The sequence below is a fragment of the Paenibacillus sp. V4I5 genome, assembly GCF_030817255.1.
Taxonomy (GTDB): domain Bacteria; phylum Bacillota; class Bacilli; order Paenibacillales; family NBRC-103111; genus Paenibacillus_E.
In genome coordinates, this window is sequence record NZ_JAUSZB010000002.1 from 5,899,352 (window position 1) to 5,925,479 (window position 26,128).

Here is a 26,128-nt window from a genome sequence, read left to right on the forward strand (position 1 = left end):
TGAAGTTTCTCAGAATGCATCCGTAGAGATTTTGGCAAGCTTTTGAATAATCTGGTCCACTTTATGAATATGCTGCGACATCTTCTCCGCTGCAAGCTGCTCATCTTTCGTCTCGATGGCATCAACGATGTCACGATGTTCATGAAGGAGCTTCTCAGCGGAAGCACGTTCAGCAAAAAACCATAGACGGCGAGAAGCCTTCATACTTTGCTGCAACCGCTCGGTTAATGACTCCATCATCCCGATCATGAGGGAATTGTGGGAGGCATTGGCGATTTCTAGGTGAAAGCGAATATCGGCTTGCTCGCTTTCTTCTTCATTTTCAAGTGAAGCTTCCATCGTGCTGAGGATTTGTCTAAGTGCCGTCAAATTTTCTTCGGTACGGCGACTTGCAGCTAACGAAGCACAACCCGCCTCTATGAATCTCCGCACCTCCTGCACTTCCTGCAGCGTTTGGCCTTGATCGAACAGGCTGCTGCTGTCTATTGGCAAAGGGTTCGTAACGAAGGTGCCTCCGCCATGTCGAATATCTACCCACCCGATTGCCTTTAATCCGCTAAGCGCTTCTCTAATCGTCGAACGCCCAACCTGAAAGCTGGCTGCAAGTTCAACAACAGTTGGAAGTTTCGAACCTGGTGCATAAGTACCTGTTTCGATTTGCATTTTTATTTGCTGAAGCACGATTTCCGAGCCCTTTTGCGGTCGAATCTGCTGAAATGTCATATAATTCCCCCATAAAGTATCTATACATCTATTCAATCATAAGTTAAAATAGAAAAAAAGTCATCTGATCACATGATCAATCGTGTTGAAATAAATGATTTGTCCCATGGGAGGTAGTTATGCTTGATAGCCGAGTAAGACAAAAACTGCAGGATATTGTAGGCGAGGCACTTTTCAAAGATGATATGGAATCTCTTGTTACGCATTCTTACGATGGAACACCTATGCTCCAAGCACTGCCTGAAGGTGTGATCTATCCCAAAGATACGGCGCAGGTATCTGCGATTATGAAGGTGTTAAATGAGCATCGCATTCCGCTGGTCAGCAGAGGTTCAGGCACGAATCTTTGCGGCGGAACGGTCCCCGTTCAAGGGGGCATCGTGATGGTCATGCATCGCATGAATGCGATACTCGACATTGATTTGCAAAACTTAACGGCAACGGTTCAGCCGGGTATCATTACGAAGCAATTCATAGAGCATATTGAAAATCTTGGCTTATTTTATCCACCAGATCCAAGCAGTATGTCGATCTCGACGATAGGTGGAAATATAGCAGAATGCTCCGGAGGTCTTCGCGGCTTAAAATACGGTACCACCAAAGATTATGTGATCGGATTAGAATGTGTCCTAGCCTCAGGCGAAATTATGCGTACTGGCGGGAAATTGATGAAGGACGTGGCCGGCTATGATTTAACGAAGCTGCTCATTGGCTCTGAGGGTACATTAGCCGTCATTACCGAAGCAACGCTTAAGCTAATACCGCCTCCCAAATATAAGAAAACGATGCTTGCCATGTACAAAGACTTATATGGAGCAGCTCGTACGGTATCCAAAATCATAGAAAATCGCATCATTCCGGCTACCTTAGAATTCATGGATAACCCAACGATTCGTGTAGTAGACGATTTCGCCAAATTGGGACTTCCGCTCGATATGGCAGCTATTTTGTTAATTGAACAGGATGGAGATATGGAAACCGTTGAGCGGGATATCGAACGGATCTCGGAAATTTGCCGCGAGGAGCTGGCGGATGAAGTCAGCATTGCGAGCAATCAAGAGGAAGCCCTTAGGCTGTTAACAGCAAGGAGAAGCGCCTTTACCGCACTCGCTCGTTTACGCCCAACAACGATATTAGAGGATGCGACGGTTCCACGCTCTAAGATTGCTGATATGGTCCTAGAAATCAATCGCATAGCCGAGAAGCATCGCGTCCAAATTTGTACCTTTGGACATGCAGGAGATGGCAATCTTCATCCAACCGCAACGACAGATGCCAGGGATCACGAAGAAATACATCGTGTTGAACTCGCTTTCGAAGAAATATTTGAAGCGGCTATCGGGATGGGAGGGACGATTACTGGTGAGCATGGCGTTGGTTTAGTGAAAGCACCTTTCTTGGAATGGAAAGTAGGAAGTGCCGGAATCGCCATGATGAAAGGGATTAAGGAAGTCTTCGATCCTCACCATCTTTTAAATCCAGGTAAAATGTTCGCCAAAGAGTCCAGACGCAGGGTGGTGATTGATCGTGGCTAAGCTTCCAGCAGCAACACTTCAAGAAACACTGATACAGAAGCTGGACTATGAACAGTTAACCAATTGTATGCGCTGTGGTTTTTGTCTGCCTGCTTGTCCCACATTCAAGGAGACCGGCGTGGAAGCCGAATCTCCTCGTGGACGAATTTCACTTATGAAAGCGGCCGTGGATGGCATTATGGAGCCAGGTATCAGCTTCGAAGACCAAATGAACCATTGTCTGGGATGCCGCGCTTGTGAACCAGCCTGTCCGGCAGATGTGAAATATGGACAGTTAATTGAGCAGGCACGAGATGCGATTGAGATGCACACGAAGCAGCACAGATGGTGGGTAAGCGGTGTACGCAAGATCGTGTTCAAAGAGCTATTCCCTCATCAAAAAAGGATGAGTTTGTTGGGATCAGGCCTTCATTTCTATAAGAAATCAGGGTTGCAAACGATCGTTAGGAAAACGGGCGCTATAAAAGCATTTTCCAAGCACTTGTCCGATATGGAAAAGATACTCCCTGACGCCTCCAGCAAAGGGATCGTAGAGCAATTGGGTACCTACATTCCGGCAAAAGGGGAAAAGATTGCTACGGTTGGCATGTTCCGCGGCTGTTTAATGGATGTTTTGTTTACCGAAACGAATATCAAAACGGTAAAACTGCTTTCCGAAGCGGGATTTGACGTTGTCATTCCAGAGACGCAGAATTGCTGCGGGGCCCTTCATGCACACAGCGGTGAGAGTGATCAAGCCAAAGCTATGGCCAAGAATAACATTCGCGCTTTCCAAGAGGCCGGTGTCGATTATATCGTGTCCAATGCGGGTGGCTGCGGTGCCATTCTAGTGGAGTATGATCATTTGCTTCATGAAGAGCCGGAGTGGAAGGAATCCTCATCTTGGTTCGCTGCGAGAGTGAAGGACATCAGCACGATTCTTGTAGAGCAAGGACGTCCACTTCAGTTCGCAGAAACTATTGATGATGGAGCTTCCACTCGCATTACGTATCAGGACTCTTGTCATCTACGCAATGTCATGAAAGGCAGCAATCCTTCCAGACAGCTTCTGAAAGAGGTAGGCAACGTTGCCTTTATTGAAATGAAAGATGCAGGCTCCTGCTGTGGTTCAGCCGGTATCTATAATGTCACTCAGCCCGTTATGGCGAATCAAATTCTTGAACATAAAATGGAAAATGTGAACGCTACTGCCGCTCAGTATCTGGTTACAAGCAACCCTGGCTGCTTGCTGCAAATGAAGCTGGGTATTGAAAAGCACGGGCAAAAAGACCGCATGGAGGCCGTCCATATTGCCGACTTTTTATATGATAGAGTCGTGAAGAAGTAAGTCCAAGTTAAACACAAATTGAGCCATTAACTTGAGCTAGTTCATCTAGTTCGAAATAATGGCTCTTTTTATTTGTTATTGTTTCATTCTAACTACACGGAGGAGATCTATAATATAATAAAACTCAAGTCGAGTGATCTATCTTGCAGCTTTTTTACGTTATCATGATGGGGGCGTGCGCTTATGAATATTTTAGTTACTGGGGGAGCGGGTTTTATTGCTTCACATATTGTCGATCAACTGATCATTTCGGGGCATCACGTACATATTTTTGATAATTTATCTACAGGTCGTAAAGAGAATTTGAATCCCCTTGCTGTCTTCCATCATGGAGATTTGTTAGATAACGGATTAACAGAGGCATTCACCGCTGCACGCCCAGAAGTCGTGATTCATCATGCTGCACAAATCGATGTTCAGACCTCGCTTTCTAATCCATTACTAGACGCTAAGATCAACATTCTCGGAACCCTTGCCGTCTTGGAACAATGCAGGGAGCATGGTGTTCGAAAGCTGATTTACGCTTCATCCGCAGCTGTATATGGAACCCCACAATATTTAGGTGTTGATGAGAATCATCCGATCAAGCCGCTATCCTTCTATGGCATTTCTAAACATACACCAGAACACTATATAGAGAGCTTTTCTTCTCTTTACGAGCTGGATTATACGATTTTGCGTTATGCGAACGTATATGGGATTAGACAGGATCCAAAAGGTGAGGGAGGCGTAGTCTCCATTTTCGTAGATAAGCTTCTAGCGGGTAAACAACCATTGATTTTTGGTGATGGGGAGCAAACCAGAGATTTTATTTATGTGAAAGATATCGTTCACGCAAATATGGCCGCACTGAGTAAGGGCAGCAGAGGGATATACAATATCAGTTGGAACGAGCAGACGAGTGTTAACGCCCTTCTTAAGGAAATGTGTGACATCAGCGGGATGAGCTTCAATCCCACCTACGCACCTTCTCGAGCAGGAGATATCGTTCACAGCCGATTGGATAATCGCGCTGCGCTTGCCGGTTTGGATTGGAGTCCGGTATATACATTAAGAAGTGGCTTGCAAGAGACCTTTGACTATTACAAAGAACAAAATTCGTTATAACTAGTTGACTATTTCCGTATAACCATTAGGTGCGTCTATATGTAAAAACTTTAGTTTACGGGCTTCTCTACCAGGGGAGCTCTCTTTATTTAAATGGATGGAAAATACGGTCAAGCCCTTCTTTTGTTCCTTTCGAAGTCTGTCCACTCTTGTTTTCATCCACAAATCCTCTTTCCAATTCGCCCTCCAGTCCTCCCATAACAAACCATCAATATAAGGCAGCGCATAGTCGAGTGAATCAAAGCCGCGATTCTGAATCATGGAAAGCTCGGGGTATTGGTCGCTCACGTCTTGAAGGAAAGAACGGTAAGCTTCTCTTGTTAGGGTTTGAGTATTTGCATCTTGAATCCAGTCATCGATATCCCCAACTGTATCCAGGAACATTCCGTCCAAACCTTTGTCTGAGATAGAAGTTTTGATTTCTGACAATAGCAGTTGGCGGTAATGAGATTGCCGCAAGTCCATCAAATAAGAGTCCCATTGCTTGAAATAGATACGTTCGCCATGCTTCAATAAATAGTCCGAGGACAGAAGCTCTTTCACACGAAGCTTGTTCCAGGCAGGGGTTTCCATAACGCTTATATAACCTATAACGATAGTGCCCTTGGATTGAATGTCTTGTATCTGCACCTTTGAGAACAATTGAGGTTCAATAATAATAAGATCCTTGGTCTTTAAATGAATGATTGCTTGTTCAGTAGGTGCACCATAGTAGAGGGAGTAGTCTTTCACATTTTGAAAAGGACCAGAAGCTTGGACTTGCTTCTTGAATGGGAAAGAAAAAAAGACCATGGAGACGATAATGGCAGCTGTTACCTGAGATGTCTTCATCGCTTTTCACGGACCTTTCTGAAATTTGGATTAGCTTCATTATATGATAAAATACAACCTATAAACATTCAAACTTATCGTTTAACATACGTAGATTTATGAAAATCTGTAGCTAGATAAATGTAAGGAGTTGACAGCCATGAATCGCCTAGCTATCGTGGACGACGATAATGTCCTACTACACATTTTACAGGATTTATTCGAAGTGAGAGGTCTTCAGGTATCTGCCTTCAATGACCCTATTGCTGCTTTAAAATCGATAAAGGAATTAAAACCGGATGCTGTTCTGTCTGATGTTCTTATGCCGAATTTAACTGGATTTGAACTATGTCGAGAGCTTCGCTCGGACAAATCATTTGCAAAAACCCCCATCTTTCTAATGAGTGCGAAGCATTCCATCGGTGAATTATCGAAGTCAATGATGGCTGGAGCCGATGAGTATATTATTAAGCCTTTTCAAATAGATGATATCTATGAGCATTTGAAACAATTTTATAGGAAGAAAAATAACCCCATCATTATCAAACCTTTGGATAGTTAAAGTTTGGAGGATACGTATTGATTTTTCGACAAAACCGAAGCTGGTTAGCCTGGTGTGAACTGGCTTTTTTTCTGGCCGTTCTATGTATTATCCATATGGTATACAACGTTGATTGGTTGAATTGGTCACCCAATCCATTTTTATTTGTTATTCTTTACTTTTCGCTCCGCTATGGAACACGCATAGGTGCAGCCTCGGCGGTTGGAGCAAGCTTGCTGCATATCTTAACGTACCACCAGATTAACGGTGATTTATATGGTCTGTTTGACCGATGGGATCAGGCGAAATGGTTCGTGTGTTATTGGGGAATCGCTTTATTCGTAGGTCACGTTTCCTCCGATTTACGTTTTCGATATGCCATTCTGGCGGATGAATTTGAGGACAATAAGCAGCAGCTAGCGAAAATGGATAGCAGTTATCATGATCTTCTCTTTGTTAAGAAAGCCTTGGAAACGAAGGTAGTCGGTGCTCAAGAAAGCATGTATACCCTCTATAAAATTGCCAAGGCATTAGATTCCGAAGATCCGGAAATTATTTTCACGGATGCTGTGCGCTTATGCAAAGATTTAATTCAGGCGGGATCCATCGTCATCTATCGAATGAGTCCAGGCGGCGATGTGCTGAGGCTGAAAGTCTATTACGGTGCAGAAACACATTATCCGTCCACCGTATTCCTAGATCAACCATCCTTGTATTACCAAGTATGTACGGAGAAAACGATTCAAATGAGACCGGAGGGAGAATCGGCAGATATCCCTATACTTGCAGGACCTCTTCTGGATGAGAACAAGCAAATTATAGGTATTATAGGTTTGAACGGGCTTGATTTTGTTGCCTTGAACAAGCATACGATAGACCTGTTTCGACTTATTCTCACTTGGATGGGCGAGAGCTGCGTGAAAGCGTTCCAGAAGGAACAGAAGTTGAATGAACAGCGTTATTTTCCCAATACCCGGGTAATGAAGCCGGATTATTTCTACGCCAAACTAAATGAAGAAACGATACGGGCAACTGATTTTGCCCAAAATTTCCTACTGCTGCAGATTCCAATCGAGTTTAGCCAAATGGATGAGACAGATGCGCTGATAGAAATCAATGGCTTGACACAGCAGATGCTGCGTGATGAAGATGCGATGGCCTACGACTCATTCCGCGGAGAGCTGTTATTTTTACTTCCCGCCACGTCTCCAGAGCTGGCATCACGTATTGAAGACAGGATTAGGGATCGTTTCAATAGGGGGGCCTCAGAATGAGAGTCTCTAGGAATGTCCGGCATTTTGATGTTTCTCCTCACGCATGGCTTGCCGTGGCAGTCAGTCTACTATTTGCTGTGATAGACGCACTGCAGATCATTGCGCTTTCTTTTCATTGGTTTAGCTTGCTGCTCCATCTCGTCCTTGTGCTCATTTATAATAGGCTGCTCCATATCATCTCCTTCCGAATCGAAGATCGACTAAGTGCCGGGTGGGTGCAAACCATTATTCTTTTCTTTCCTGGGGTTGGATTTCTGGTTGGATCATTTGTCTTCTTAGGATTGTTGCTTTTTCGCTTTCGGCACGACTTTTACGAGGAATATGAGAACTACGTCTATTATTCTCCGCAATCGATGGAAAGCTATAACATTAATGTGGAAGCAGAAGCGAACCGTTTGCCATTCCGGGAAATCCTGATGTCAGGCGAGCCTGTGGGCAAGAAGGAGGCTTTATTTTCTCTCCTCCAATATGAAGGCAACAATAAAGTGCAATTGTTTAACGAAGCCCTGCGCAATGATGATCCCGAAGTTGTTCATTATGCAGCGACTAGCTTGAACTATTTAAATGAGCAATATATACGAAGTATCAAGAAATGGACCTTACTTCTGCAGCAGGACGATAAAAGCTGGGAGACATGGAAAGAACTATTGGAAACCTACCGACTTTATTTGGGAAGCCATTTATTGACGGAAGAGCTCGCTCTGGAAGTAAGACAGACGTTCAAACAATGGATCGGACAGGGACTTTCTCAATTTCCCGATGAGCCCCGATTTATTGCAGAGCTATGTAATCTGGCACGAATGGAAAAGGATTACAAGACGGCCATTCGCTACGCTGAGCAGCTTTCCAATGTGGGTGAATATCGCTATATGATTTATTTAACTCAAGCAGAGAAAATGTATGCAGAAGGAAAACTGAACGAACTTCGTCAATTTGCACAGCAATGGTTGGACAGCAGCATTGAGGTTCCTGACGAGCATCTGCCTGCGATCCAATTTTGGAAGGAGCTGAAGGAACAAGGTGTCCCGCAAGCTGATCATCTTTACATGCGTTATCGTTAGTGTATTGCTGCTCGGTGTCGGGCTGCAAACCTTACGAACTGTCAACTTGTTTCCTTTATCTTCAGCAAGAAATAGTTATCAAGAGGCGCAGTTTCCGGTGAAAAGCTCGGCCCCATCATCCGTAACAGGTGATAAACTCAATCTGTATATGTATACAAATCCTAAAGATTCTGAAGGCAATAAGGTCAAAGTCAACCTACAGACAGCATTGGAGCTTGCTAAATTGCCTGCGGAAACCATAACGGCAGACGAATTGAGGACAATTAGACCAAGCCCGTGGACTGTGATTCTACTTACCGGCGAAGATATAAGCGAGCTGGATCAGACTGTTATCCAGTCCTATTTGAATGAGGGCGGCCGACTACTTGCCTATACGCGGTTTTATGCTCCGGAATGGAATGACATGCTCGGGATCACTAGTAATAACGGATACTTAGAAGGGACTAACCACGGTATTTCGACGAATCGAGTCGTCTTTCCAGGTTATCCAGATTTACCAGCCAGCAATGTGCTATTTTCGAATAATATGTTGGATATTAAACTGAAGCCGGAGGCGCAGATCTATCTATCCTCTGAGGGAATCCCACTGCTGTGGAAGGTTGCTTATGGGCAAGGACGTGTAGTCTTCTGGAATGCTACAAGCAGCGTTCAGAAGGAGGGCAGAGGACTCATGGTGCAGTCCATTGGTCTTGCGTTAGACAGCCTTGTTACTTCACAAGCGGCCATCCGAAGCTTACATATTGACGATTTTCCATCTCCCGTACCAGAAGTCGATAATCCGCTTATTCATCAGGAATACGGACTAAGCACATCAGACTTCTATCAACGCATTTGGTGGGCAGATATGACGCGTTTCGCTAAGATCTATAGGTGGAAGTATACGGGACATATGATTGGGGATTATCAAAATCAGACGAGTGCCCCCTTTCCTTCACTACTGGACAACTCCCCAAAGATTCTGCCGTATTTTGGCTCTAAATTGTTAGGTCTAGGTGGTGAGATTGGTCTGCATGGCTATAATCACCAATCTCTTGTCACTGCCAAGGAGCCAATCGACCCTAATCTGGGCTATGTTCCTTGGCCTGATAAGGCTTCCATGGTTGAAAGTCTTCAGCGTATGGTAGAGCTCTCGAAAGGCTTATTTCCTGGACATGAGTTTAAAACGTATGTGCCTCCTTCCAACGTGCTGAACAAGACGGGTAAGGAAGCGCTGGCTGAAGCCGTACCTTCCATTGAGATTATTGCGTCCCTTTACTACGTAGGAGAAGAAGAGGGCTTTCTCGAACAAGAATTTGGTGTGGATCGTGAATTTCCACGGTTTACGAATTTTCCTCGTATATCCTCAGGCTACCTACTAGATGATGGCGCTAAATTTTTTGCCAATGATGTCATTGCTAATTTTGGAATGGTGAATCATTTTGTTCATCCGGATGATGCGCTGGATATTCAACGTTCCGGGGGTAAAGGCTGGAAATACTTGAGCGAGCAATTTGAAGCCTGGCTAGCATCACTAAATAAAAACTATGGTTATCTGGAACCTTTAACTGTTAGGGACGCCGTGAAAAAACTTCGTATTTACTCGGCCGGAAAGGTCGACGTTCATTACAGTCAAGACGTAATTACAATTACGACCAAGGATGAACTGGTCCCTATGCATTACACCGTTCGCGTGCCAGATAACCGGATACCAGAGATTTCCAAGGAAGCTGGCGTACTGACACGTATGGAGCATGCGGACGGACTTTGGCATTTGGAGGCTCATCAACCTACTGTGACCCTACAATTGAAGGAAATGAAGCCATGAAAATCGCATTGTTAGTGGAAGGAAGTTACCCTTACGTGTCAGGTGGGGTAGCCAATTGGATTCAGATGTTGGTCTCAGCAATGCCAGAGCATGAATTTGAAATCATCGCGATTTCTTCATCTCGTAAAGAGGCCTCAAGCTATAAATACAAGCTTCCGCCCAATATTTCAGGCATTCATGATGTTTTCATGATGGATTACCTGAATCAAGAAGAGGGTAAGCCTCCACGATTAACCAAGAAAGAGGCTGCATCCTGTCTGGAGTGGTTTGCTTTTCAAAAAAATTCCGAGCAATCTATTCCCTGCATTGCTGATCCTAATAAGCTGGGAAATCCGATTAGCTTTATGAAAAGTGAAATATTTTGGGATTTCCTGGTTGCTTCCTATGAGCAAGAAATGCCGAATCATTCGTTTAATAGCTATTTCTGGACGTGGAGATCCATGTACCTCCCTGCCATTTATCTACTGCAGCAGTCCTATCCGGTAGCCGATGTGTATCATGCTGTTTCGACCGGATATGCTGGTTTGATCGCCACTTATCTGCGAATGAAGCATAAGAAGCCATTCCTGCTTACAGAGCATGGCGTTTACGCACGTGAACGGGAAGAAGAGATTTTGAAATCAGTGTGGGTAGATCCTCCTTTCAAAAAAAGATGGATCGCATATTTCTACCATATGTCCCAAGGTGCTTATCAGACGGCTAACCGAACCATTTCTCTTTATCAAGGTACGCAGCAAATTCAGCTTGAGCTCGGACTTCATGCTGAGAAAGCTATGATTATCCCCAATGGCATTGATTACCACAGATTGTCAGTGCTTCCAAGACATCCGAGTACCTCCGCTAAAGGGATAGTCTTCGGGGCCTTAGTACGTCTCGTACCCATTAAGGATATTAAGACGATGCTCTACGCTGTTCGGCTCGCCAGTCATGACATCCCTGACATGCGTCTTTGGATTATGGGGCCAACGGACGAAGATCCTGATTACTATCAAGAATGCGTAGCCTTAACCCGAAATCTCCATATGGAGGAGATTGTTACTTTTATGGGAAGGGTAGCGATTGACGACTATTTACCCAAGATTGATGCGCTCATACTGAGCTCGATTAGTGAAGGTCAGCCCCTGTCAGTTCTGGAAGGAATGGCCGCAGGAATACCGTGGATCTGTACGGAGGTAGGCAGCTGCCGCGAGCTGCTGGAGGGGAAGGATGAGCACGATGTCGGAATAGCCGGCTATGTCGTTCCTCCTGTTAATCCAAAAGCCATGTCTGAGGCTATGGTGAAAATGTATACACTCCCGGAAGAGCGAGCATATATGGGACAAGTAGGACGCAATCGTGTGGAGGCCTATTATCAGATTGATCATTTTATTGATGCTTATCGGCAGTTATATGATGAGGTGGTTACCTAATGGCGGGAATCGGATTTACCCTGCAGAAGTTGTTCCGCGATGACTATCTTTCACTAAGAGTTCGGGCTTATGCCTACGCTTCTTTCATCGCTGCTGGTCCTTGGATGCTATCTGTCGGTAGTATTGCTCTGATTAACTTTATGCTTGTTCAATTCGGGCATGTAGATGACGCTCAGCGTCAATTGTTTATTGTTACGGTATCGTATTGTTTCATTTTCTCGCAAATACTTTCCGGAGGCTGGCAGCTAAGTGTTACAAGGTATTTGGCAGATCATTTCTTTCAAAATCGACTAGAGGTCGTCACACCTACCTATGTTGGTATTAGTAGGATCATACTCGGTATTTCGCTCATTATTGCAGTGATTTTTTATTGGTCGTCCCCAGTATCAATGGTTTATAAAGTGACGAGCGTATTGTTATTTTTCATGATAGGACAAATTTGGCTGGCCATGGTCTTTTTAACAGCGGCTAAGGATTATAAGATTATATCCTATTCGTTTTTGGCAGGTGGACTGGTCTCGATCATCGGTGTGATTATTCTGATGAGGTACCCCATTGCTTTCGAGCAACATGAGCAGGCGACCAACATTTTAATAGGTTTTAGCTGTGGTATTCTACTTACCATGAGCATGCTAGTATTTGTGCTGCTGCGTTCGTTTCCGGCTAAAGAAGCGTCTAATCCATATGGTTTTTTACATTATGTCGATAAATATCCTTCGCTCCTTTGGGTCGGATTTCTTTATAACGCAGGCGTATGGATGCCTAACATTATCGTTTGGTTAGGACCATCCGGTGTCCGGATCGAGGAGACGTTTATGTATAGCCCCATCTACGATACCCCTGTCTTTCTGGCAAATCTTACAATTATTCCGTCACTCGTTCTGTTCGTCGTTTCCGTGGAGACGCAATTTTATGATAAATACAAAACGTTCTACGGCTATGTGACCCATGGCGGAACCCTGGAGATGATCACCAAGGCGAAGAAGCGAATGGTCGAGGTGCTCTGGCGTGAATTGTATCGTCTGACGAAGCTGCAAGGCATATTGACGCTATTTATCATTTTAATCAGTGATATGCTTTTAGAAAGGCTTGGTTTACAAGAAATCGTAATCGACATATTTAAGATGTGTGCGCTAGGAGCACTGATGAATGCCATTATGCTCATTAATATCTTAATCATGCTGTATTTCGAAGATCGCAAAGGGGCCGTCATTACCGGGGGAATCTATTTCACCTTAAATGTAATATTAACTTTCGCACTGCTGCCTCTGGGCTTCGATTATTATGGGTTTAGCTACTTTATGGCAGGGCTTGCTGCTTATAGCTGGAGCGGCTATCGATTACTGAACTTTTTGAAGCGGATCGAGGTTCATACCTTTATCTCGCAAAGCATTATTAATAAGGAAGTTCGAGGATTCTTCACCCGATTAAGTGAAAAAGCTTACTGGCGATTCTAAAAAATTGCTCGATTGAGCGCCTCCAAATAACTAGTACAGCTCAGCTATCTAGCCGACTTTCTGGCAGCCGCGGGAGTCATTCCCAGAACTCTTTTGAACATGGCATGAAAATGAGGTAAGCTCTCGAAGCCGCACATTTCTGCGATGATGCTAATGTTGAGGTCGTTTTCGCTAAGCAGCTGCTTCGCTCGGATAATTCGTTTGGTCATGATATAGGCGGTAATATTCATCCCAATTAGCTGCTTAAATACTCGGCTAAAATGGGCAGGTGTGACGGAAGCTTGCTTCGAAAGCGTCTTAAGGCCAATGTCCTCACAGAAATGCTGATCGATATAGAGTAAAATTTCCCTCATCCAAATAGGGGGAGCGATAGAATCCCCAGTGCTAGGTTTCGTGCCGGAACTCAGATCACGATTCAAAAAAAGCAGGAGTTGAAGAAGCTGCAGCAAGATAGCTTGCCGGTGACCCAAATTCGGATGTTTGAATTCATATTGAATGGATTCCAACCATGAATCTAGGTGTTGACGCTGTGCGAGTAAAGTTTCAAACTTGTAATTGTGATGTCCTGCAGCTTGCTCGAAGCAATGCAAATAAGAGAAATAGTCACCCAAGTTAGGAGTCTGTACGATGTTGGGGCTGAAATAAATCGCTGTGGACGTTACAGGCGTCTCTTTATCCGGAGTTGCCCGGTGAATCGTATTGCCAGGGATGAGAAAGAGATCGCCTTGTTTCATTTCATAAAACGTGTGATCGATAAAGAAGGTTCCTTTTCCTCGATACACATATACAATTTCATACCAATCGTGGAAATGATCAGGAAGCTCGCTTTGCGAGCTCTTTGTGTTTTTATAGGCAAATGAAAACGGGAAGGCATCGTTCCCATTGAAAACTTTACGGACGGGATGCATAAGATTCCTCCTTCAAGATAACTCGTAATCTCATGATATCAAAAAACCGTATAAAGATGCTAGATATCGTTATTTCATATGATTTATTTGGTGATACAATAGAAGAAAGCGGTACCAAATATGGATGATGAAGAGGAGAATCTCTATGCGGATCGATGCACACCAGCATTATTGGAAGATGGATCGGGGTGACTATGGGTGGCTTACACCGGAGCTGTCGTTATTATATCGTGATTTTCTGCCGAACGACTTAATACCCCACCTGCACCAGCACAACTTGGATCAAACGATAGTGGTTCAAGCGGCGCCCACATTAGAAGAAACGGATTATCTATTATCACTATGTGAGGAATCAGATACGATTGCCGGTGTAGTAGGATGGCTCAATCTGAATGATCCTGACTATCAAGTCCATTACGAAAGGTTTAGCCAGCACCCCAAATATGTAGGCTTTAGGGTCATGATTCAAGAAATGCCGGATGCGAGTGTTATACTCGAGCATCATTTTATAGATGCGCTCCGATATTTTGCTGAAAAAGATGTACCCATTGATCTGCTTGTCGTTTCCCACCAATTAGAACCAGTGGTTCAACTCTTGAATTTGGTTCCGGGTTTACGCGCAGTTATTGATCATATAGCTAAACCGCGAATTGCGGATGGCGTTATGGAGCCTTGGAAAAGCCAAATGGCGGCTATTGCGAAGCATCCAAATATATATTGTAAGCTATCCGGTATGGTAACAGAAGCCAATCATACGGAGTGGAAGCGTGAGGATTTTACTGGTTATATCCAGCATGTACTAGATATATTCGGAACGGAACGCGTTTTATTTGGCAGTGATTGGCCGGTTTGTTTGCTCGCTGCAGACTACGATGATGTCGTCGAGGTGCTTACTCAAGCCTTGCCAGGAAATTGGTCGGAAGCCGATAAAGTTCGCTTATTCGGACTAAATGCAAAGGAATTTTATAAATTATGAGATATCGTAAATTAGGCAAAACCGGGCTTGACGTCTCAGTGCTGAGCTTTGGTGCATCCTCACTTGGATCTGTATTCCGTGAAACAAACGAAGAAGAAAGCATCCGAACCGTTCATACAGCGATTGATATGGGCATTAATCTGATTGATGTGTCACCTTTTTATGGGTTAACCAAAGCTGAGACAGTACTAGGTAAAGCGATAGCCCAATTGGAGCGGGATCGTTTCATCCTGACGACGAAGGCGGGACGGTACGGAGCGGAAGATTTCGATTTCTCGAAGCAGCGAATTCTGGAAAGTGTTGATGAGAGCTTACAACGGCTTCAAACGGATTATATCGATATCTTATATTTACACGATATTGAGTTTGCACCATTTAATGAGATTCTGGAAGGCGCTTTCCCTGCGCTAGATGCATTGAAGCAATCAGGCAAGATTCGTTATTTTGGGGTATCCGGTTTACCGGTAGCTATATTTGAAAAGGCATTGGCTCACAAAGAACTGGATTCCGTCTTGTCCTACTGTCACTATAGTTTGAACGATACTTCCTTGTTGGATATAGTTCCGCTTCTGGAAAAGCATGGGGTCGGTTTGGTGAATGCATCACCGCTGTCAATGGGGCTTCTGAGCACTAGACCAGCAGCAGAATGGCATCCAGCCTCAGGCGAAATTCAGCGTCTATGTAAACAGGCTGCTGAACACTGTGCAAGTAAGGGGACTGACATTGCCAAATTGGCTGTGCAGTATGCAACAGCGAATGAACGCATCCCAACGACTCTGGTCAGTACAGCAAACCCGGAAAACATACGCAAAAATATCGAATGGACGGATGAGCCTACCGATATCGAGTTACTTCAAGAAGTGCTGGAGATTCTGACGCCCATTCACAATAAGTCTTGGATTAGTGGAAGAACGGAATATAACGAGAAGACCTATGTGTAATAAGAATGGGGGAAATCAGATATGAGAGCAATTGTATGTGAACAGATCGAGAAGTTTAAGCTTGCAGAAGTGCAGGAGCCCAGCCTAAGAGCTGGCGAAGCTATTGTTCGCATCAAAAGGATTGGCATATGCGGGACTGATTTGCACGCTTATAAGGGGAATCAGCCGTTTTTTAGCTATCCTCGTATTCTCGGGCATGAACTGGCTGGTTATATTGAACAGATCAGTGAGGGAGTCACAGGACTACAAGTCGGTGATCAAGTGAGCATCGTTCCTTACATGCACTGCGGGGCTTGTATTGCTTGCCGTAATGGCAAGACGAACTGCTGCACGGATATGAGGGTACTTGGCGTACATATCGACGGGGGTATGAGAGAGCTGATCTCCTTGCCGGCCAGCCATCTCATTAAGACCGATGGGCTGACGCTAGACCAAGCAGCTATGTTAGAGCCGCTCAGCATCGGAGCTCATGCAGTGAGAAGATCCGAAGTTCGAGCTGGTGAAAACGTACTCGTAATTGGGGCTGGTCCAATCGGACTCGGCGTCATGATTCTGGCTAGTCAGCGCGGAGCAAACGTTATTGCGATGGACGTTAATGATGAGCGGTTGGCCTTTTGCCGTGATTGGGCAGGCATCGACCATACAATAAATGCCCTGCAGCAGCCGAAGGAGCAGCTAGCCGCTCTTACGAACGGCGAATTCCCTACTGTCGTATTCGACGCAACAGGGAACGCTAGGTCGATGACCGAGTCGTTCGGATTAGTCGCACATGGCGGCAAACTCGTGTATGTCGGACTTGTTAAGGCCGATATTACCTTTCATGATCCCGACTTTCATAAACGGGAGCTGACTTTAATGAGCAGCCGCAATGCAACCATGGAGGATTTCGACAACGTACGTGCCACCATGCAAGACGGCATCATCGACATCGAGCGCTACATCACGCACCGTGCGACATTCGAGGACATGATTGATCAATTCGAGACTTGGCTGAAGCCAGAGTCGAAGGTCATTAAAGCGATCGTTAGTTTGTGAAAATGGCGCGCTCAGTGTTGCTGGGCGTGCTTTTTTTGCGTTCCGATGGGGTTTCCACGGCAGCCCCCCTCTCATAGGGAGAGGGAGGTCCATCAAGTTCTGGAGCGCCGAAAAGGCGCTTAAAGCAGTAGGTTTGGAGTTTTTGTGCATGACTCCAAGTTATTCTCACCTCGGCTCAACTTTCAGGACTCTCCAATTCTGCAACGAAAGCAGAGGCAGCGGTCGATAGCGGCATATTTTTCAAAGTGATAATGCCGATCTTAGTCGACGGAATGGTAGCGTCAATATTCACCTCAAACAAGCTACCGTCTACCAACTCCTTCGCTACAAATTCTTTGGTTACGAAGGAAACGCCAAAGCCGATCTTTGCGAATTCAATGAGTAAATCCACGCTGCCGAGCTCAATTTCCGGTTCCAGCAGCAGGCCATTTTCACTGAACAGTCGGGTAACGAATTTCCGTGATGAGCTATTACTCGAAAATAAGATGATCGGGTAGGTTAAAAGCTTAGCAAGGGAGACTTTTCCCAATGATAGCTCTCGGTATTTTGGTCCCGTTACGAAGCAATCCTGAATGGTAATGCCTTCTCGCACCTGCAATTGGTCATCAAGAATAGGCGTCCTGACAATTCCAATATCAATTTTGCCTTCCTTCAGATGCTTCACAATTTCCGGTGTCGTTCCGTGGACTAAGTTAATCTGCACATGCGGATATTGCACATGGAATGACTCCAAGAAAGGGAGCAGATAGTGTTTGCACAAGGAGTCGCTGCCGCCAATTTTGATTTCTCCGCTAGAGAAATTACGAAGCTCACTTAATTTCTCCTCCGCAAGTGAAATAAAGTTGTACGCCTGCTCGATGTAGGAAAAAAGCACAGCGCCTTCCTTTGTAAGCTCGACTCCTTTGGACGTCCTTGCAAACAGCTGCAGTCCCAGAGTATCCTCCAACAATTTGATCGAGTGGGAGACACTGGGCTGGGTAATGTACAGCTCTTTTGCTGCTTTAGATAAGCTGCCAGTTTTGGCAGTCAGATAAAATACTTTATAAAGCTCAAAATTCACCATATAGACACCTTCTATAGCGAGTATCGAAACTATCAATTATTTGAATGCTTCATCTATCCTTATAATAAAGAGTAGATGGAATTAATACAACCAAATTGATGGAGGCGAATCTCTTTTGAATCAGACAACTGTTGGCATTGAAGAGTTAAGCATCAATACAATTAGAACGCTTACAATCGATGCAGTAGAGAAAGCGGCTATGGGTCATCCTGGTATGCCGATGGGCGCGGCGCCTATGGCGTATGCACTATGGACGCGGCACTTGAAGCACAATCCTACGAATCCCAAATGGGTAGATCGTGATCGATTTGTTCTTTCGGCAGGACACGGTTCGATGCTGCTTTATAGCTTGCTGCACCTAAGTGGCTATGATGTAACCATTGATGACATCAAGGAATTCCGTCAATGGGGAAGCCGCACACCAGGGCATCCGGAATATGGTCATACGGCAGGTGTTGAAGCAACGACGGGACCTCTTGGCCAAGGAGTCGCTATGGCTGTCGGAATGGCGATGGCCGAAGCTCATCAGGCTTCTGTCTACAATAAACCGAACTTCCCAATCGTTGATCACTTCACGTATGCCATTTGCGGAGATGGCGATTTGATGGAAGGTGTCTCCTCCGAAGCTGCTTCATTGGCTGGTCATTTGAAATTGGGCAAGCTAATTGTGCTCTACGATTCAAATGATATTTCGCTCGACGGCGAGTTGAACATGTCGTTCTCTGAAAATATCCGGACGCGTATTGAATCCTATGGTTGGCAATACTTACGTGTGGAAGAACAAAACAACGTCGCAGCGATTTCCGCTGCGATCGAAGAAGGCAAGGCGGATCTGGGTCGTCCAACCCTGATTGAGATCAAAACAACGATCGGCTTCGGCAGTCCGAACAAAGCCGGCAAAGGCGGCCACGGCGGCACGCACGGTTCGCCGCTTGGCAAAGAAGAGCTGCTGCTGACGAAGCAGGCTCTGGGCTGGCCGCTTGAGCCGGACTTCTACGTCCCGGCCGAGGTCTACAAGCACTTCGCCCAGCACAAGGAACTGGGCGCACAAGCCCAAACAAGCTGGGAGCAGCTGTGGAACAGCTACCAGGCTGCGTACCCCGAGCTTGCTCAGCAATTCGAGCTCGCCAACAGCGGCGACCTTCCAGCGGACTGGAATGCCGATGTGCCGCGCTTTACCCCCGAGAGCGGCGCTATATCAACACGTACAGCTTCTGGCAAAGTGATTAACGGCTTGGCGAAGCGGGTACCTCAGCTAGTAGGAGGCTCCGCCGACCTAGCGAGCTCCAACTTCACCATGATTAACGACGCCGCGGCATTCAGCGCCGCCGATTACAGCGGCCGCAACTTCTGGTTCGGCGTCCGCGAGTTCGCCATGGGCGCAGCACTGAACGGCATGCTACTGCACGGCGGATTGCGAGCTTTCGGCGGAACGTTCCTCGTGTTCAGCGACTATTTGCGCGGCGCGATTCGCTTGTCCGCGCTCATGAAGCTCCCTGTTGCGTACGTGTTCACGCATGACAGCATCGCTGTCGGCGAAGACGGTCCGACGCATCAGCCGATCGAACAGATCCCATCCTTGCGGATGATTCCGGATCTGACGCTGTTTCGTCCTGCGGACGCTAACGAAACTGCAGCAGCTTGGGAGTATGTTCTCCAAGCGAAGGAAGGTCCGTTTGTATTCGCGCTCTCGCGTCAGAATTTGCCAGTGCTTCCGGGCACGGATCAGCTTGCTTTTGCTCATATTCACCAAGGAGCTTATATTTTATCCGATGTTGACGCATCAGCAACCCCTGACGTTCAACTCATCGCAACGGGCTCTGAAGTAACCTTAGCACTTGACGTGAAGAAGCAGTTGGCGCAATATGGTATTGGGGCTCGTGTTATTTCTATGCCAAGCCGTGAATTGTTCGAGCAGCAGCCAGAAGAGGTGCGGAATGACATCCTTTTACCACAAGTAAAAGCGAATGTTGTTATTGAGATGGCTTATCCTGCTGGATGGGAAGAGATTACGGGAGGCGATGGCTTCGTTGTTGGCATCCGTAAATTTGGTGCATCAGCGAAGGCGGATCGAGTAATTCGTGAATACGGCTTTACAGCAGATGCAATCGTTCAACAAATCAGACAGAAGTATTTCCAATAAGAGCCCACAAAAGGGAGAAAAGGTAGGGATACAGGATGAAATTGTTTATCGACACAGCCAATGTAGACGAAATTCGCAAAGCTCACGCGTTAGGTGTTGTAGCAGGAGTAACAACCAACCCTTCACTGATTGCTAAAGAAGGTAGAGACTTCTTCGAAACAGTGAAAGAAATCATCTCCATCGTCGGCGATGTACCGATTAGTGCAGAAGTCGTTTCACTGAAAGCAGATGAAATGGTTGAGCAGGGCAAGAAGCTTGCTAAACTAAGCCCAAATGTTGTCATTAAGCTTCCAATGACGTTGGATGGACTTCAAGCGACTAGCGTGTTCAGATCACTTGACATCCCAACGAACGTAACCTTGATCTTCAGCTCGACGCAAGCTTTACTGGCTGCACGCGCAGGAGCAACTTACGTATCACCATTTATCGGACGTTTGGATGATATCAACCAAGTGGGTATGAATCTGATTAAAGAAATCAGCCAAATCTTCCAAGTACACGGTATCAAATCAGAAATCATCTCTGCCAGCGTTCGTCACTCCGCTCATGTGATTGAAGCTGCGCTTGCAGGGTCGCATATTGCTACAGTGCCTTACAAAGTTATCGAGTCCATGAGCAAGCACCCGCTAACAGATGCGGGGATCGAGAAGTTTTTGGCCGATTGGGAAGGCGCTAAACAAGAAAAGTTTTAAGCGTAGGAAGACTCGCTGTAAGAAGCGGGTCTTTTTTCTGCTTTTTCTGTTTTAGGTAAGTTTTTATTCGTAGTCATAAAAGGAGCCATGACCTTGATTATTAGCGATGTTGAGCATTTTGAGCAGGAACGTCATCTCTGGCCGCAGGCTGTAGCGCGAGGGATCGATTACATTTTGAATCGCAAGTTAGGTGAGGCGGAAGTTGGGAGATATGACCTTGAAGGTGATAATGGCCATTTGATGTTTGCCAATGTGCAGGAAGTTGTAACCCGTCCCTTTGACGAGCAGATGCCTGAGTCCCATATGGTGTATACAGATATTCAGTTTCTAGTAAGCGGGGAGGAAAGGCTTAGTTTCTACAAGCTGCATCCAAACGCGAAAGTGGTCGATGATAAGTTCGATACCCATGATATCGCCTTCTATGAGTCAGATCCGGTACAGCAAGAAACAGAAATTCTTCTGAAGCCCGGCATGTTTGCGGTTTGCTTCCCATCTGACATCCACCGTCCGAACTGTTCCATTACTGAGGCTAAGAGCAACAAAAAGATCGTCATTAAAATTCATAAAGACCTTCTGGCGCTGTAGCTCCAGCATTACTCCGAACTTTCCCCAGCATTACGCATAGCTGCGGAAAGTTTTTTCAATTTAGACATGAAAAGCTGGCAAATTCATCATGTATACCTTTAGGTTGGAACTGTATTATAATGATCAGTACTATATTTTGTAGTCCAGAGTGGTGATAACAGTGCTCCAAACCTTGATAAAAAAGACGAACAATATTCGCATTAAAAATAAAATCATTCTGGCGTTTATTTTGGTTGGTATCATTCCGGTGCTGATTGTTAGTGTGTATTTAACCCGAGAGTTCAGACAAACGGTTCTGAATGATGCTATCGGCCAAACGTCTAACAACGTTGAGAAAATCAGCAACCGGGCTTCGGATATTCTCAGGGTACCGATTGAGATTTCCAATAAATTGGTCATCAATCAACGATTGGAACGTATTGTGAATACGGAATATCACTCTGTTTATGATGTTGTAAGCGCTTATAAAGATTTTTCGGATTTCGATGATTTTACCAAGTTGTATAAAGAGGTTACTAATATCCGATTTTATACGACCAATCCGACGACTTTAAACAACTGGAACTTTATTCAACCTACAGATACTATTATCCAATCTTTTTGGTATCAAGAAGCGATGAACAAGAAAATGGACAGGAACAGTTGGTACGCAATCGAGGATGAAACCAAAAATAACGTTACCTATTTAAGCCTCGTACGAAAAATTTATTTTCCTAACTACCGTTCAAGTGGGGTCTTGGTGGTCAATGTGAATCCGGGTGAACTTCAGTCCATTGTAAGCAAAGAACTGTTTGACACGATGATTTTTGACAGTAGAGGCAGCATTGTGGCAGCCAAGAACACGGATTGGGTAGGTAAAAACGTTAGTGAATTAGACTTTGCCAAAGATTTTTTGAATAAACCGGAAGGGACCTACCAGACGCGATTTAATGGACAGGATTCCAAAATGCTTATTCAAGACTTGATCCCTGCACTAAGTGATAGTGGATTACGTATTGTATCCGTTTTCACTGTGGCGAGTATTGTTGGTAAAGCAAACCAAATCAGTTATATGGGTTTGTCCATCACGTTAATAAGTCTGGTTATTGTATTCGTGCTCATCTTTTTCCTTTCGAAAATGTTGACATCACGGATGCTTCATTTGAATCGGCAGATCAATAAAGTGGCTTTAGGGGATCTTAACGCAACGTCGGAAATCGATGGTCAGGATGAGATTGGGATGTTATCCAGACAATTTAATAATATGGTCAGAAGCATTAACGAGCTTATGGACGAAGTTCACCATTCGAATCGGGTCAATAACCAGTTAGAGCTAAGGCAGAAAGAGATTAAGCTGAAAATGATGGCCAGCCAGATTAATCCCCATTTTTTATTTAATGCATTGGAATCCATTCGGATGAAAGCTCATCTTAAAGGAGAAACCGAAATCTCGGGGATTGTCAGAACACTTGGGAAGTTGATGAGGAAAAAGCTTGAGATTATGGGAAGCCTGATTCCCCTGAAGGACGAGTTGGAAATGGTACGCGGCTATTTGGACATTCAGAAATTCCGCTTTGGTGATCGGCTGAATTATGAAATCCATATGGCACCAGAGGCAAGCATGATCAAGATTACACCATTAATTATCCAACCGATTGTAGAAAATGCGGTGGTTCATGGTTTGGAGTCTATCGAGAATAACGGAGTTGTTCGAATCTATGCGAGCGTTAGGGAGGCTCACTTGCAAATCGAAGTCACCGATAATGGGATGGGGATGAGTAGCCAGAGACTGCTGGAAATAGAACAAACGATGCAAGATACGGAAGATAAAGAAGAGCATAGAATTGGCATGCGCAATGTACATCAAAGATTGAATTTAATGTACGGGGAGGCATATGGCCTATCGATCAACACCAACGAAGGCAAGGGAACGAGGATTACCTTCTCCATACCGATCAAGGAGTGAATAGGATGTTTTCTATATTAATTGTAGATGATGAACCAATGATTCGCGCCGGCCTGCAAACTTTAATTGATTGGGAGCAGTATGGTTTCAAAATTGTAGGCGCTGCTATGAATGGTAAAGAAGCGATGAGCAAGTACGCTGAATTGGCGCCAGACTTAATCATTATCGACATTCGCATGCCCGTGATGGATGGTCTGCAGGTTATTGAAGAAATTCGTAAAACGGATTCCTTGTGCCGATTTCTCATTTTGAGCGGTTACGCAGATTTCGAATATGCAAAGAGGGCGATCGTGGGGCAAGTGGATGGCTATATCCTCAAACCTGTGGACGAAGAAGAAATGATTATAGAGTTGACTCGCATCCGTTTCCATTTACAGAAACAAGCAGAAATGGTTCGGCTTACATCTGTGCAAGATACGAAACGAAGAGAAGATTGGATACAAGCCTTATTGGTAGAAAATGATGAAAAGCAAGAGATCCTGCCTCCGGACATAGCTTCTCGTATGGGGCCAAATTTAGACCGTTATCAAGTGCTGCTGCTTCAATTACCAAGCCTGCAAGTGACGGATTCGCATGGCCAACAGCTGGTAAAGGGAAAGCTGGCCCAACTCTTTGAGGAGAAAGGACGGGGATTTGTATTCACAGCAAATTCCTACGTTGGGGTCTTACTTGTAGATCCAGTCACGGATGAACGAAAACGGAAAATAATCTATGAAGACATCAAATCCATCCTGAACGATACACTCTTTTTTGCCGCCATTGGATCTATTGTTAAGCAGATTACAAATGTTAGCGCTTCCTATTCAGAAGCTGCCGATTTGTTGAAGGAGCATTTTCTTTTTAACAACGAACTTATTGTTAGGCAGTCTGAAGAAGAACCGCGTGAAAAGCTTGATTCGCTGGATATTGCCTCACTTGCTGAGAAGATGTACTATGCCATGGATATGGGAAATAAAGAAAGCTTGGAGCAGTGTCTTAAGCGGGCAAGCTATGAAATTATCGCCTATGAACGCAGCGAACATGGGATCAAAACCCACTACGCTCAGCTTATTTCTATTGTACTGAATAAATTAGCTGGACTTAGCGATAAGACGTATACGGTCGTGCAAAATTCGATGCCGATGATCACTGACATTTTTGAACAGCCGAACTTTGAAACCATGCAACAGCGGATCAGCAGTCAATTGCACGAATTAACAACTCAAATCAGCGGCTCCAGCAATGAACCGGTGCTCAAACAGATCCTCGATTTCATCGAACGGCATTATAATGAGAATCTGAAGCTGGATACTTTGGCCGAGTTATTTAACTATACAAGCGGGTATTTGGGCAAAATTTTCAAAAATTACACAGGATCGCACTTTCATACCTACCTTGACCAAATTCGCATTCAAAAAGCGATCGAGCTGCTGGGAGAAGGCCTCAAAGTTCATCAAGTCGCACTCCGTGTCGGATACCCAAATGCGGACTATTTTCACAGCAAGTTTAAAAAGTATGTAGGGGAATCACCCTCCTCTTTTAAAGGAAAGTCGCTAAAAAGCTGAGAACTTAGAGGAACAGAAAAAAAATGAGGTGGCAGGGTTACTCTTGCCTTCTCATTTTTTTGTTTTCTGTTGATTGCAAGTGAAGCCCATCATTGTGTAAGCGCTATTTTGACATGATTTAATGATGAATTTGCGTGGTTTTTTAAACAGCGCCCGTCCAGTATTATAAAAACATAGGCCAATGACTGGTGTTTACGAAACCAGTATGTTCCGCAAAACGCAGGTATCACTTATGCAGAAAGCTTTTCTCTGGAAAGCTCTTAGGAGGGATTTAATGAAAACGCTAGCTACTGACAAACACACCCTCCTGACGGAGAGAAAAGAGTCAAAGCGGTTTTGGAGAACGATGATTCAGCAGCGGTATCTCTACATGATGTCTATCCCTTTTGTCATATGGGTTATTATTTTCAGTTACCTTCCCGTCTGGGGTTGGCTCATGGCATTCCAGAAATTCAAACCAGGGAAATCGATACTGAACCAGCAGTGGGTGGGGCTTGATAATTTCAAACAATTGTTCATGGATGAGAGATTTTACCTTGTATTGCGCAATACGCTCGCTATGAGTATCTTGGGGCTTATTGTTAGTTTTACAGTGCCTATCGTATTTGCAGTTCTGATGAATGAGTTGAGAGGACAGTTATTCAAACGCTCCATCCAAACAATCTCTTATTTACCCCATTTCGTATCCTGGGTAGTCGTAGCCAGCTTGGTAACGAAGATGCTTTCAATTGATGGAGGAATTAATGAGCTTCTGCTGAAGCTGCATATTATCGATCAACCTATGCAGTTTATGGCCAAGGGCAGTTGGTTTTGGGGGATTGTAACCTTTTCCGATATGTGGAAGGAAACAGGCTGGAACTCGATCATTTTCTTGGCTGCTATGGCGGGCATCGATCAGGAGCAATACGAAGCGGCTACTGTGGATGGAGCAGGCCGATTTCGTCGCATTTGGTACATTACGCTGCCAGGTATTCGGACAACTTTCATGGTCGTATTCATTTTATCGATTGGTAGTTTAATCAGTATCGGCTTTGAAAAGCAGTTTCAGCTGCAAAACTCGCTGGTGACCGATTATTCGGAAGTTCTTGAATTGTACGCGCTCAAATACGGGATTCAATTAGGACGATTCTCATTTGGTACGGCAGTTGGCATTTTCAGTTCAGTTGTAAGCATTATGCTTGTGTTAACTGCAAATACCATTTATAAGAAAGTCACCAAAGAGACCATTATCTAGTAGAGCCCGTGATT

The 26,128-nt window shown here is 44.9% G+C and carries 22 protein-coding genes; 18 read left to right on the forward strand and 4 right to left on the reverse strand.

Features of this window, described 5'->3' with window-relative positions; genetic code table 11:
* Nucleotides 1-9: 9 nt before the first annotated feature.
* Nucleotides 10-723, reverse strand: coding sequence for a FadR/GntR family transcriptional regulator (locus tag QFZ78_RS28940; protein WP_307552665.1), 714 nt, complete (start codon nt 721-723; stop codon nt 10-12).
* Between the two features lie 119 nt (nt 724-842).
* On the opposite strand from QFZ78_RS28940, the gene QFZ78_RS28945 reads away from it, so the two are divergent.
* The 3 genes from QFZ78_RS28945 (at nt 843) to QFZ78_RS28955 (ending at nt 4,692) form a co-directional block, all read left to right on the forward strand.
* On the forward strand, nt 843-2,258 hold the full coding sequence (locus tag QFZ78_RS28945) for an FAD-linked oxidase C-terminal domain-containing protein (protein WP_307552668.1): 1,416 nt from the start codon (nt 843-845) through the stop codon (nt 2,256-2,258).
* Nucleotides 2,251-3,585 carry a (Fe-S)-binding protein gene (locus QFZ78_RS28950; RefSeq protein ID WP_373461076.1) on the forward strand — a complete coding sequence of 445 codons (1,335 nt, stop codon included), beginning with the start codon at nt 2,251-2,253 and terminating at the stop codon, nt 3,583-3,585. Before QFZ78_RS28945 ends, QFZ78_RS28950 begins: the two co-directional genes overlap by 8 nt.
* Nucleotides 3,586-3,768: 183 nt before the next feature.
* Complete coding sequence (locus tag QFZ78_RS28955) at nt 3,769-4,692, forward strand: NAD-dependent epimerase/dehydratase family protein (protein WP_307552669.1); 924 nt, start codon at nt 3,769-3,771, stop codon at nt 4,690-4,692.
* On the opposite strand, the gene QFZ78_RS28960 is transcribed toward QFZ78_RS28955, so the two are convergent.
* Nucleotides 4,693-5,523: a glycoside hydrolase family 191 protein gene (locus QFZ78_RS28960; protein WP_307552671.1), complete on the reverse strand. Its 831-nt coding sequence runs from the start codon at nt 5,521-5,523 to the stop codon at nt 4,693-4,695. It abuts the gene before it with no gap.
* A gap of 139 nt (nt 5,524-5,662) precedes the next feature.
* Here QFZ78_RS28960 and QFZ78_RS28965 point away from each other — a divergent pair, with 139 nt between their 5' ends.
* From QFZ78_RS28965 to pelG, 6 genes are read left to right on the forward strand one after another with little or no spacing between them, the layout of a single operon-like run.
* On the forward strand, nt 5,663-6,064 hold the full coding sequence (locus tag QFZ78_RS28965; RefSeq protein WP_307552673.1) for a response regulator: 402 nt from the start codon (nt 5,663-5,665) through the stop codon (nt 6,062-6,064).
* 17 nt (nt 6,065-6,081) lie between these two features.
* Nucleotides 6,082-7,317, forward strand: a complete 1,236-nt coding sequence (locus QFZ78_RS28970) for a hypothetical protein (protein WP_307552675.1) — start codon at nt 6,082-6,084, stop codon at nt 7,315-7,317.
* Entirely contained in the window at nt 7,314-8,378 is a 1,065-nt protein-coding gene (locus QFZ78_RS28975) for a tetratricopeptide repeat protein (RefSeq protein ID WP_307552677.1), read from the forward strand. The genes QFZ78_RS28970 and QFZ78_RS28975 overlap by 4 nt, the downstream gene beginning before the upstream one ends.
* The gene (locus QFZ78_RS28980; protein WP_307552679.1) at nt 8,338-10,182 is read left to right on the forward strand and encodes a DUF2194 domain-containing protein; all 1,845 of its coding nucleotides are present in this window, start codon (nt 8,338-8,340) and stop codon (nt 10,180-10,182) included. Before QFZ78_RS28975 ends, QFZ78_RS28980 begins: the two co-directional genes overlap by 41 nt.
* Complete coding sequence (gene pelF / locus QFZ78_RS28985) at nt 10,179-11,591, forward strand: GT4 family glycosyltransferase PelF (protein ID WP_307552681.1); 1,413 nt, start codon at nt 10,179-10,181, stop codon at nt 11,589-11,591. Before QFZ78_RS28980 ends, pelF begins: the two co-directional genes overlap by 4 nt.
* Nucleotides 11,591-13,048: an exopolysaccharide Pel transporter PelG gene (pelG, locus tag QFZ78_RS28990; RefSeq protein WP_307552682.1), complete on the forward strand. Its 1,458-nt coding sequence runs from the start codon at nt 11,591-11,593 to the stop codon at nt 13,046-13,048. Before pelF ends, pelG begins: the two co-directional genes overlap by 1 nt.
* A 44-nt stretch (nt 13,049-13,092) precedes the next feature.
* Here the strand turns inward: pelG and QFZ78_RS28995 are convergent, their stop codons facing one another.
* Entirely contained in the window at nt 13,093-13,956 is an 864-nt protein-coding gene (locus QFZ78_RS28995) for an AraC family transcriptional regulator (RefSeq protein ID WP_307552684.1), read from the reverse strand.
* A gap of 145 nt (nt 13,957-14,101) precedes the next feature.
* On the opposite strand from QFZ78_RS28995, the gene QFZ78_RS29000 reads away from it, so the two are divergent.
* Genes QFZ78_RS29000 through QFZ78_RS29010 form a run of 3 tightly spaced genes read left to right on the forward strand, consistent with a single transcriptional unit; the run spans nt 14,102 to nt 16,908 of the window.
* A complete protein-coding gene (locus tag QFZ78_RS29000) occupies nt 14,102-14,932 on the forward strand; it encodes an amidohydrolase family protein (RefSeq protein WP_307552686.1) in 831 nt (276 codons plus the stop codon).
* Nucleotides 14,929-15,873 (forward strand): aldo/keto reductase, encoded by a 945-nt coding sequence (locus QFZ78_RS29005; RefSeq protein ID WP_307552688.1) that lies wholly within the window; start codon nt 14,929-14,931, stop codon nt 15,871-15,873. The genes QFZ78_RS29000 and QFZ78_RS29005 overlap by 4 nt, the downstream gene beginning before the upstream one ends.
* A gap of 21 nt (nt 15,874-15,894) precedes the next feature.
* A complete protein-coding gene (locus QFZ78_RS29010) occupies nt 15,895-16,908 on the forward strand; it encodes a zinc-binding alcohol dehydrogenase family protein (protein WP_307552690.1) in 1,014 nt (337 codons plus the stop codon).
* 175 nt (nt 16,909-17,083) lie between these two features.
* On the opposite strand, the gene QFZ78_RS29015 is transcribed toward QFZ78_RS29010, so the two are convergent.
* The gene (locus QFZ78_RS29015) at nt 17,084-17,971 is read right to left on the reverse strand and encodes a LysR family transcriptional regulator (protein ID WP_307552692.1); all 888 of its coding nucleotides are present in this window, start codon (nt 17,969-17,971) and stop codon (nt 17,084-17,086) included.
* A gap of 115 nt (nt 17,972-18,086) precedes the next feature.
* Between QFZ78_RS29015 and tkt the strand changes: the two genes are divergently transcribed.
* The 6 genes from tkt (at nt 18,087) to QFZ78_RS29045 (ending at nt 26,114) form a co-directional block, all read left to right on the forward strand.
* Nucleotides 18,087-20,114: a transketolase gene (gene tkt / locus QFZ78_RS29020; RefSeq protein ID WP_307552693.1), complete on the forward strand. Its 2,028-nt coding sequence runs from the start codon at nt 18,087-18,089 to the stop codon at nt 20,112-20,114.
* Between the two features lie 35 nt (nt 20,115-20,149).
* Nucleotides 20,150-20,806, forward strand: coding sequence for a fructose-6-phosphate aldolase (gene fsa / locus QFZ78_RS29025; RefSeq protein ID WP_307552695.1), 657 nt, complete (start codon nt 20,150-20,152; stop codon nt 20,804-20,806).
* Between the two features lie 93 nt (nt 20,807-20,899).
* A complete protein-coding gene (locus tag QFZ78_RS29030) occupies nt 20,900-21,391 on the forward strand; it encodes a NanQ anomerase/TabA/YiaL family protein (RefSeq protein ID WP_307552696.1) in 492 nt (163 codons plus the stop codon).
* A gap of 160 nt (nt 21,392-21,551) precedes the next feature.
* The gene (locus tag QFZ78_RS29035; protein WP_307552698.1) at nt 21,552-23,336 is read left to right on the forward strand and encodes a sensor histidine kinase; all 1,785 of its coding nucleotides are present in this window, start codon (nt 21,552-21,554) and stop codon (nt 23,334-23,336) included.
* Nucleotides 23,337-23,341: 5 nt separating this feature from the next.
* Nucleotides 23,342-24,880, forward strand: coding sequence for a response regulator (locus tag QFZ78_RS29040; protein WP_307552700.1), 1,539 nt, complete (start codon nt 23,342-23,344; stop codon nt 24,878-24,880).
* A gap of 346 nt (nt 24,881-25,226) precedes the next feature.
* A complete protein-coding gene (locus QFZ78_RS29045; RefSeq protein ID WP_307555947.1) occupies nt 25,227-26,114 on the forward strand; it encodes an ABC transporter permease in 888 nt (295 codons plus the stop codon).
* The last annotated feature ends 14 nt before the right edge of the window (nt 26,115-26,128 follow it).

Coding starts and splice junctions, on each gene's coding strand:
- QFZ78_RS28940 (WP_307552665.1), bottom strand. CDS start 723: ATGACATTTCAGCAGATTCGACCGCAAAAGGGCTCGGAAATCGTGCTT.
- QFZ78_RS28945 (WP_307552668.1), top strand. CDS start 843: ATGCTTGATAGCCGAGTAAGACAAAAACTGCAGGATATTGTAGGCGAG.
- QFZ78_RS28955 (WP_307552669.1), top strand. CDS start 3,769: ATGAATATTTTAGTTACTGGGGGAGCGGGTTTTATTGCTTCACATATT.
- QFZ78_RS28960 (WP_307552671.1), bottom strand. CDS start 5,523: ATGAAGACATCTCAGGTAACAGCTGCCATTATCGTCTCCATGGTCTTT.
- QFZ78_RS28965 (WP_307552673.1), top strand. CDS start 5,663: ATGAATCGCCTAGCTATCGTGGACGACGATAATGTCCTACTACACATT.
- QFZ78_RS28975 (WP_307552677.1), top strand. CDS start 7,314: ATGAGAGTCTCTAGGAATGTCCGGCATTTTGATGTTTCTCCTCACGCA.
- pelF (WP_307552681.1), top strand. CDS start 10,179: ATGAAAATCGCATTGTTAGTGGAAGGAAGTTACCCTTACGTGTCAGGT.
- pelG (WP_307552682.1), top strand. CDS start 11,591: ATGGCGGGAATCGGATTTACCCTGCAGAAGTTGTTCCGCGATGACTAT.
- QFZ78_RS28995 (WP_307552684.1), bottom strand. CDS start 13,956: ATGCATCCCGTCCGTAAAGTTTTCAATGGGAACGATGCCTTCCCGTTT.
- QFZ78_RS29000 (WP_307552686.1), top strand. CDS start 14,102: ATGCGGATCGATGCACACCAGCATTATTGGAAGATGGATCGGGGTGAC.
- QFZ78_RS29005 (WP_307552688.1), top strand. CDS start 14,929: ATGAGATATCGTAAATTAGGCAAAACCGGGCTTGACGTCTCAGTGCTG.
- QFZ78_RS29010 (WP_307552690.1), top strand. CDS start 15,895: ATGAGAGCAATTGTATGTGAACAGATCGAGAAGTTTAAGCTTGCAGAA.
- QFZ78_RS29015 (WP_307552692.1), bottom strand. CDS start 17,971: ATGGTGAATTTTGAGCTTTATAAAGTATTTTATCTGACTGCCAAAACT.
- fsa (WP_307552695.1), top strand. CDS start 20,150: ATGAAATTGTTTATCGACACAGCCAATGTAGACGAAATTCGCAAAGCT.
- QFZ78_RS29040 (WP_307552700.1), top strand. CDS start 23,342: ATGTTTTCTATATTAATTGTAGATGATGAACCAATGATTCGCGCCGGC.
- QFZ78_RS29045 (WP_307555947.1), top strand. CDS start 25,227: ATGATTCAGCAGCGGTATCTCTACATGATGTCTATCCCTTTTGTCATA.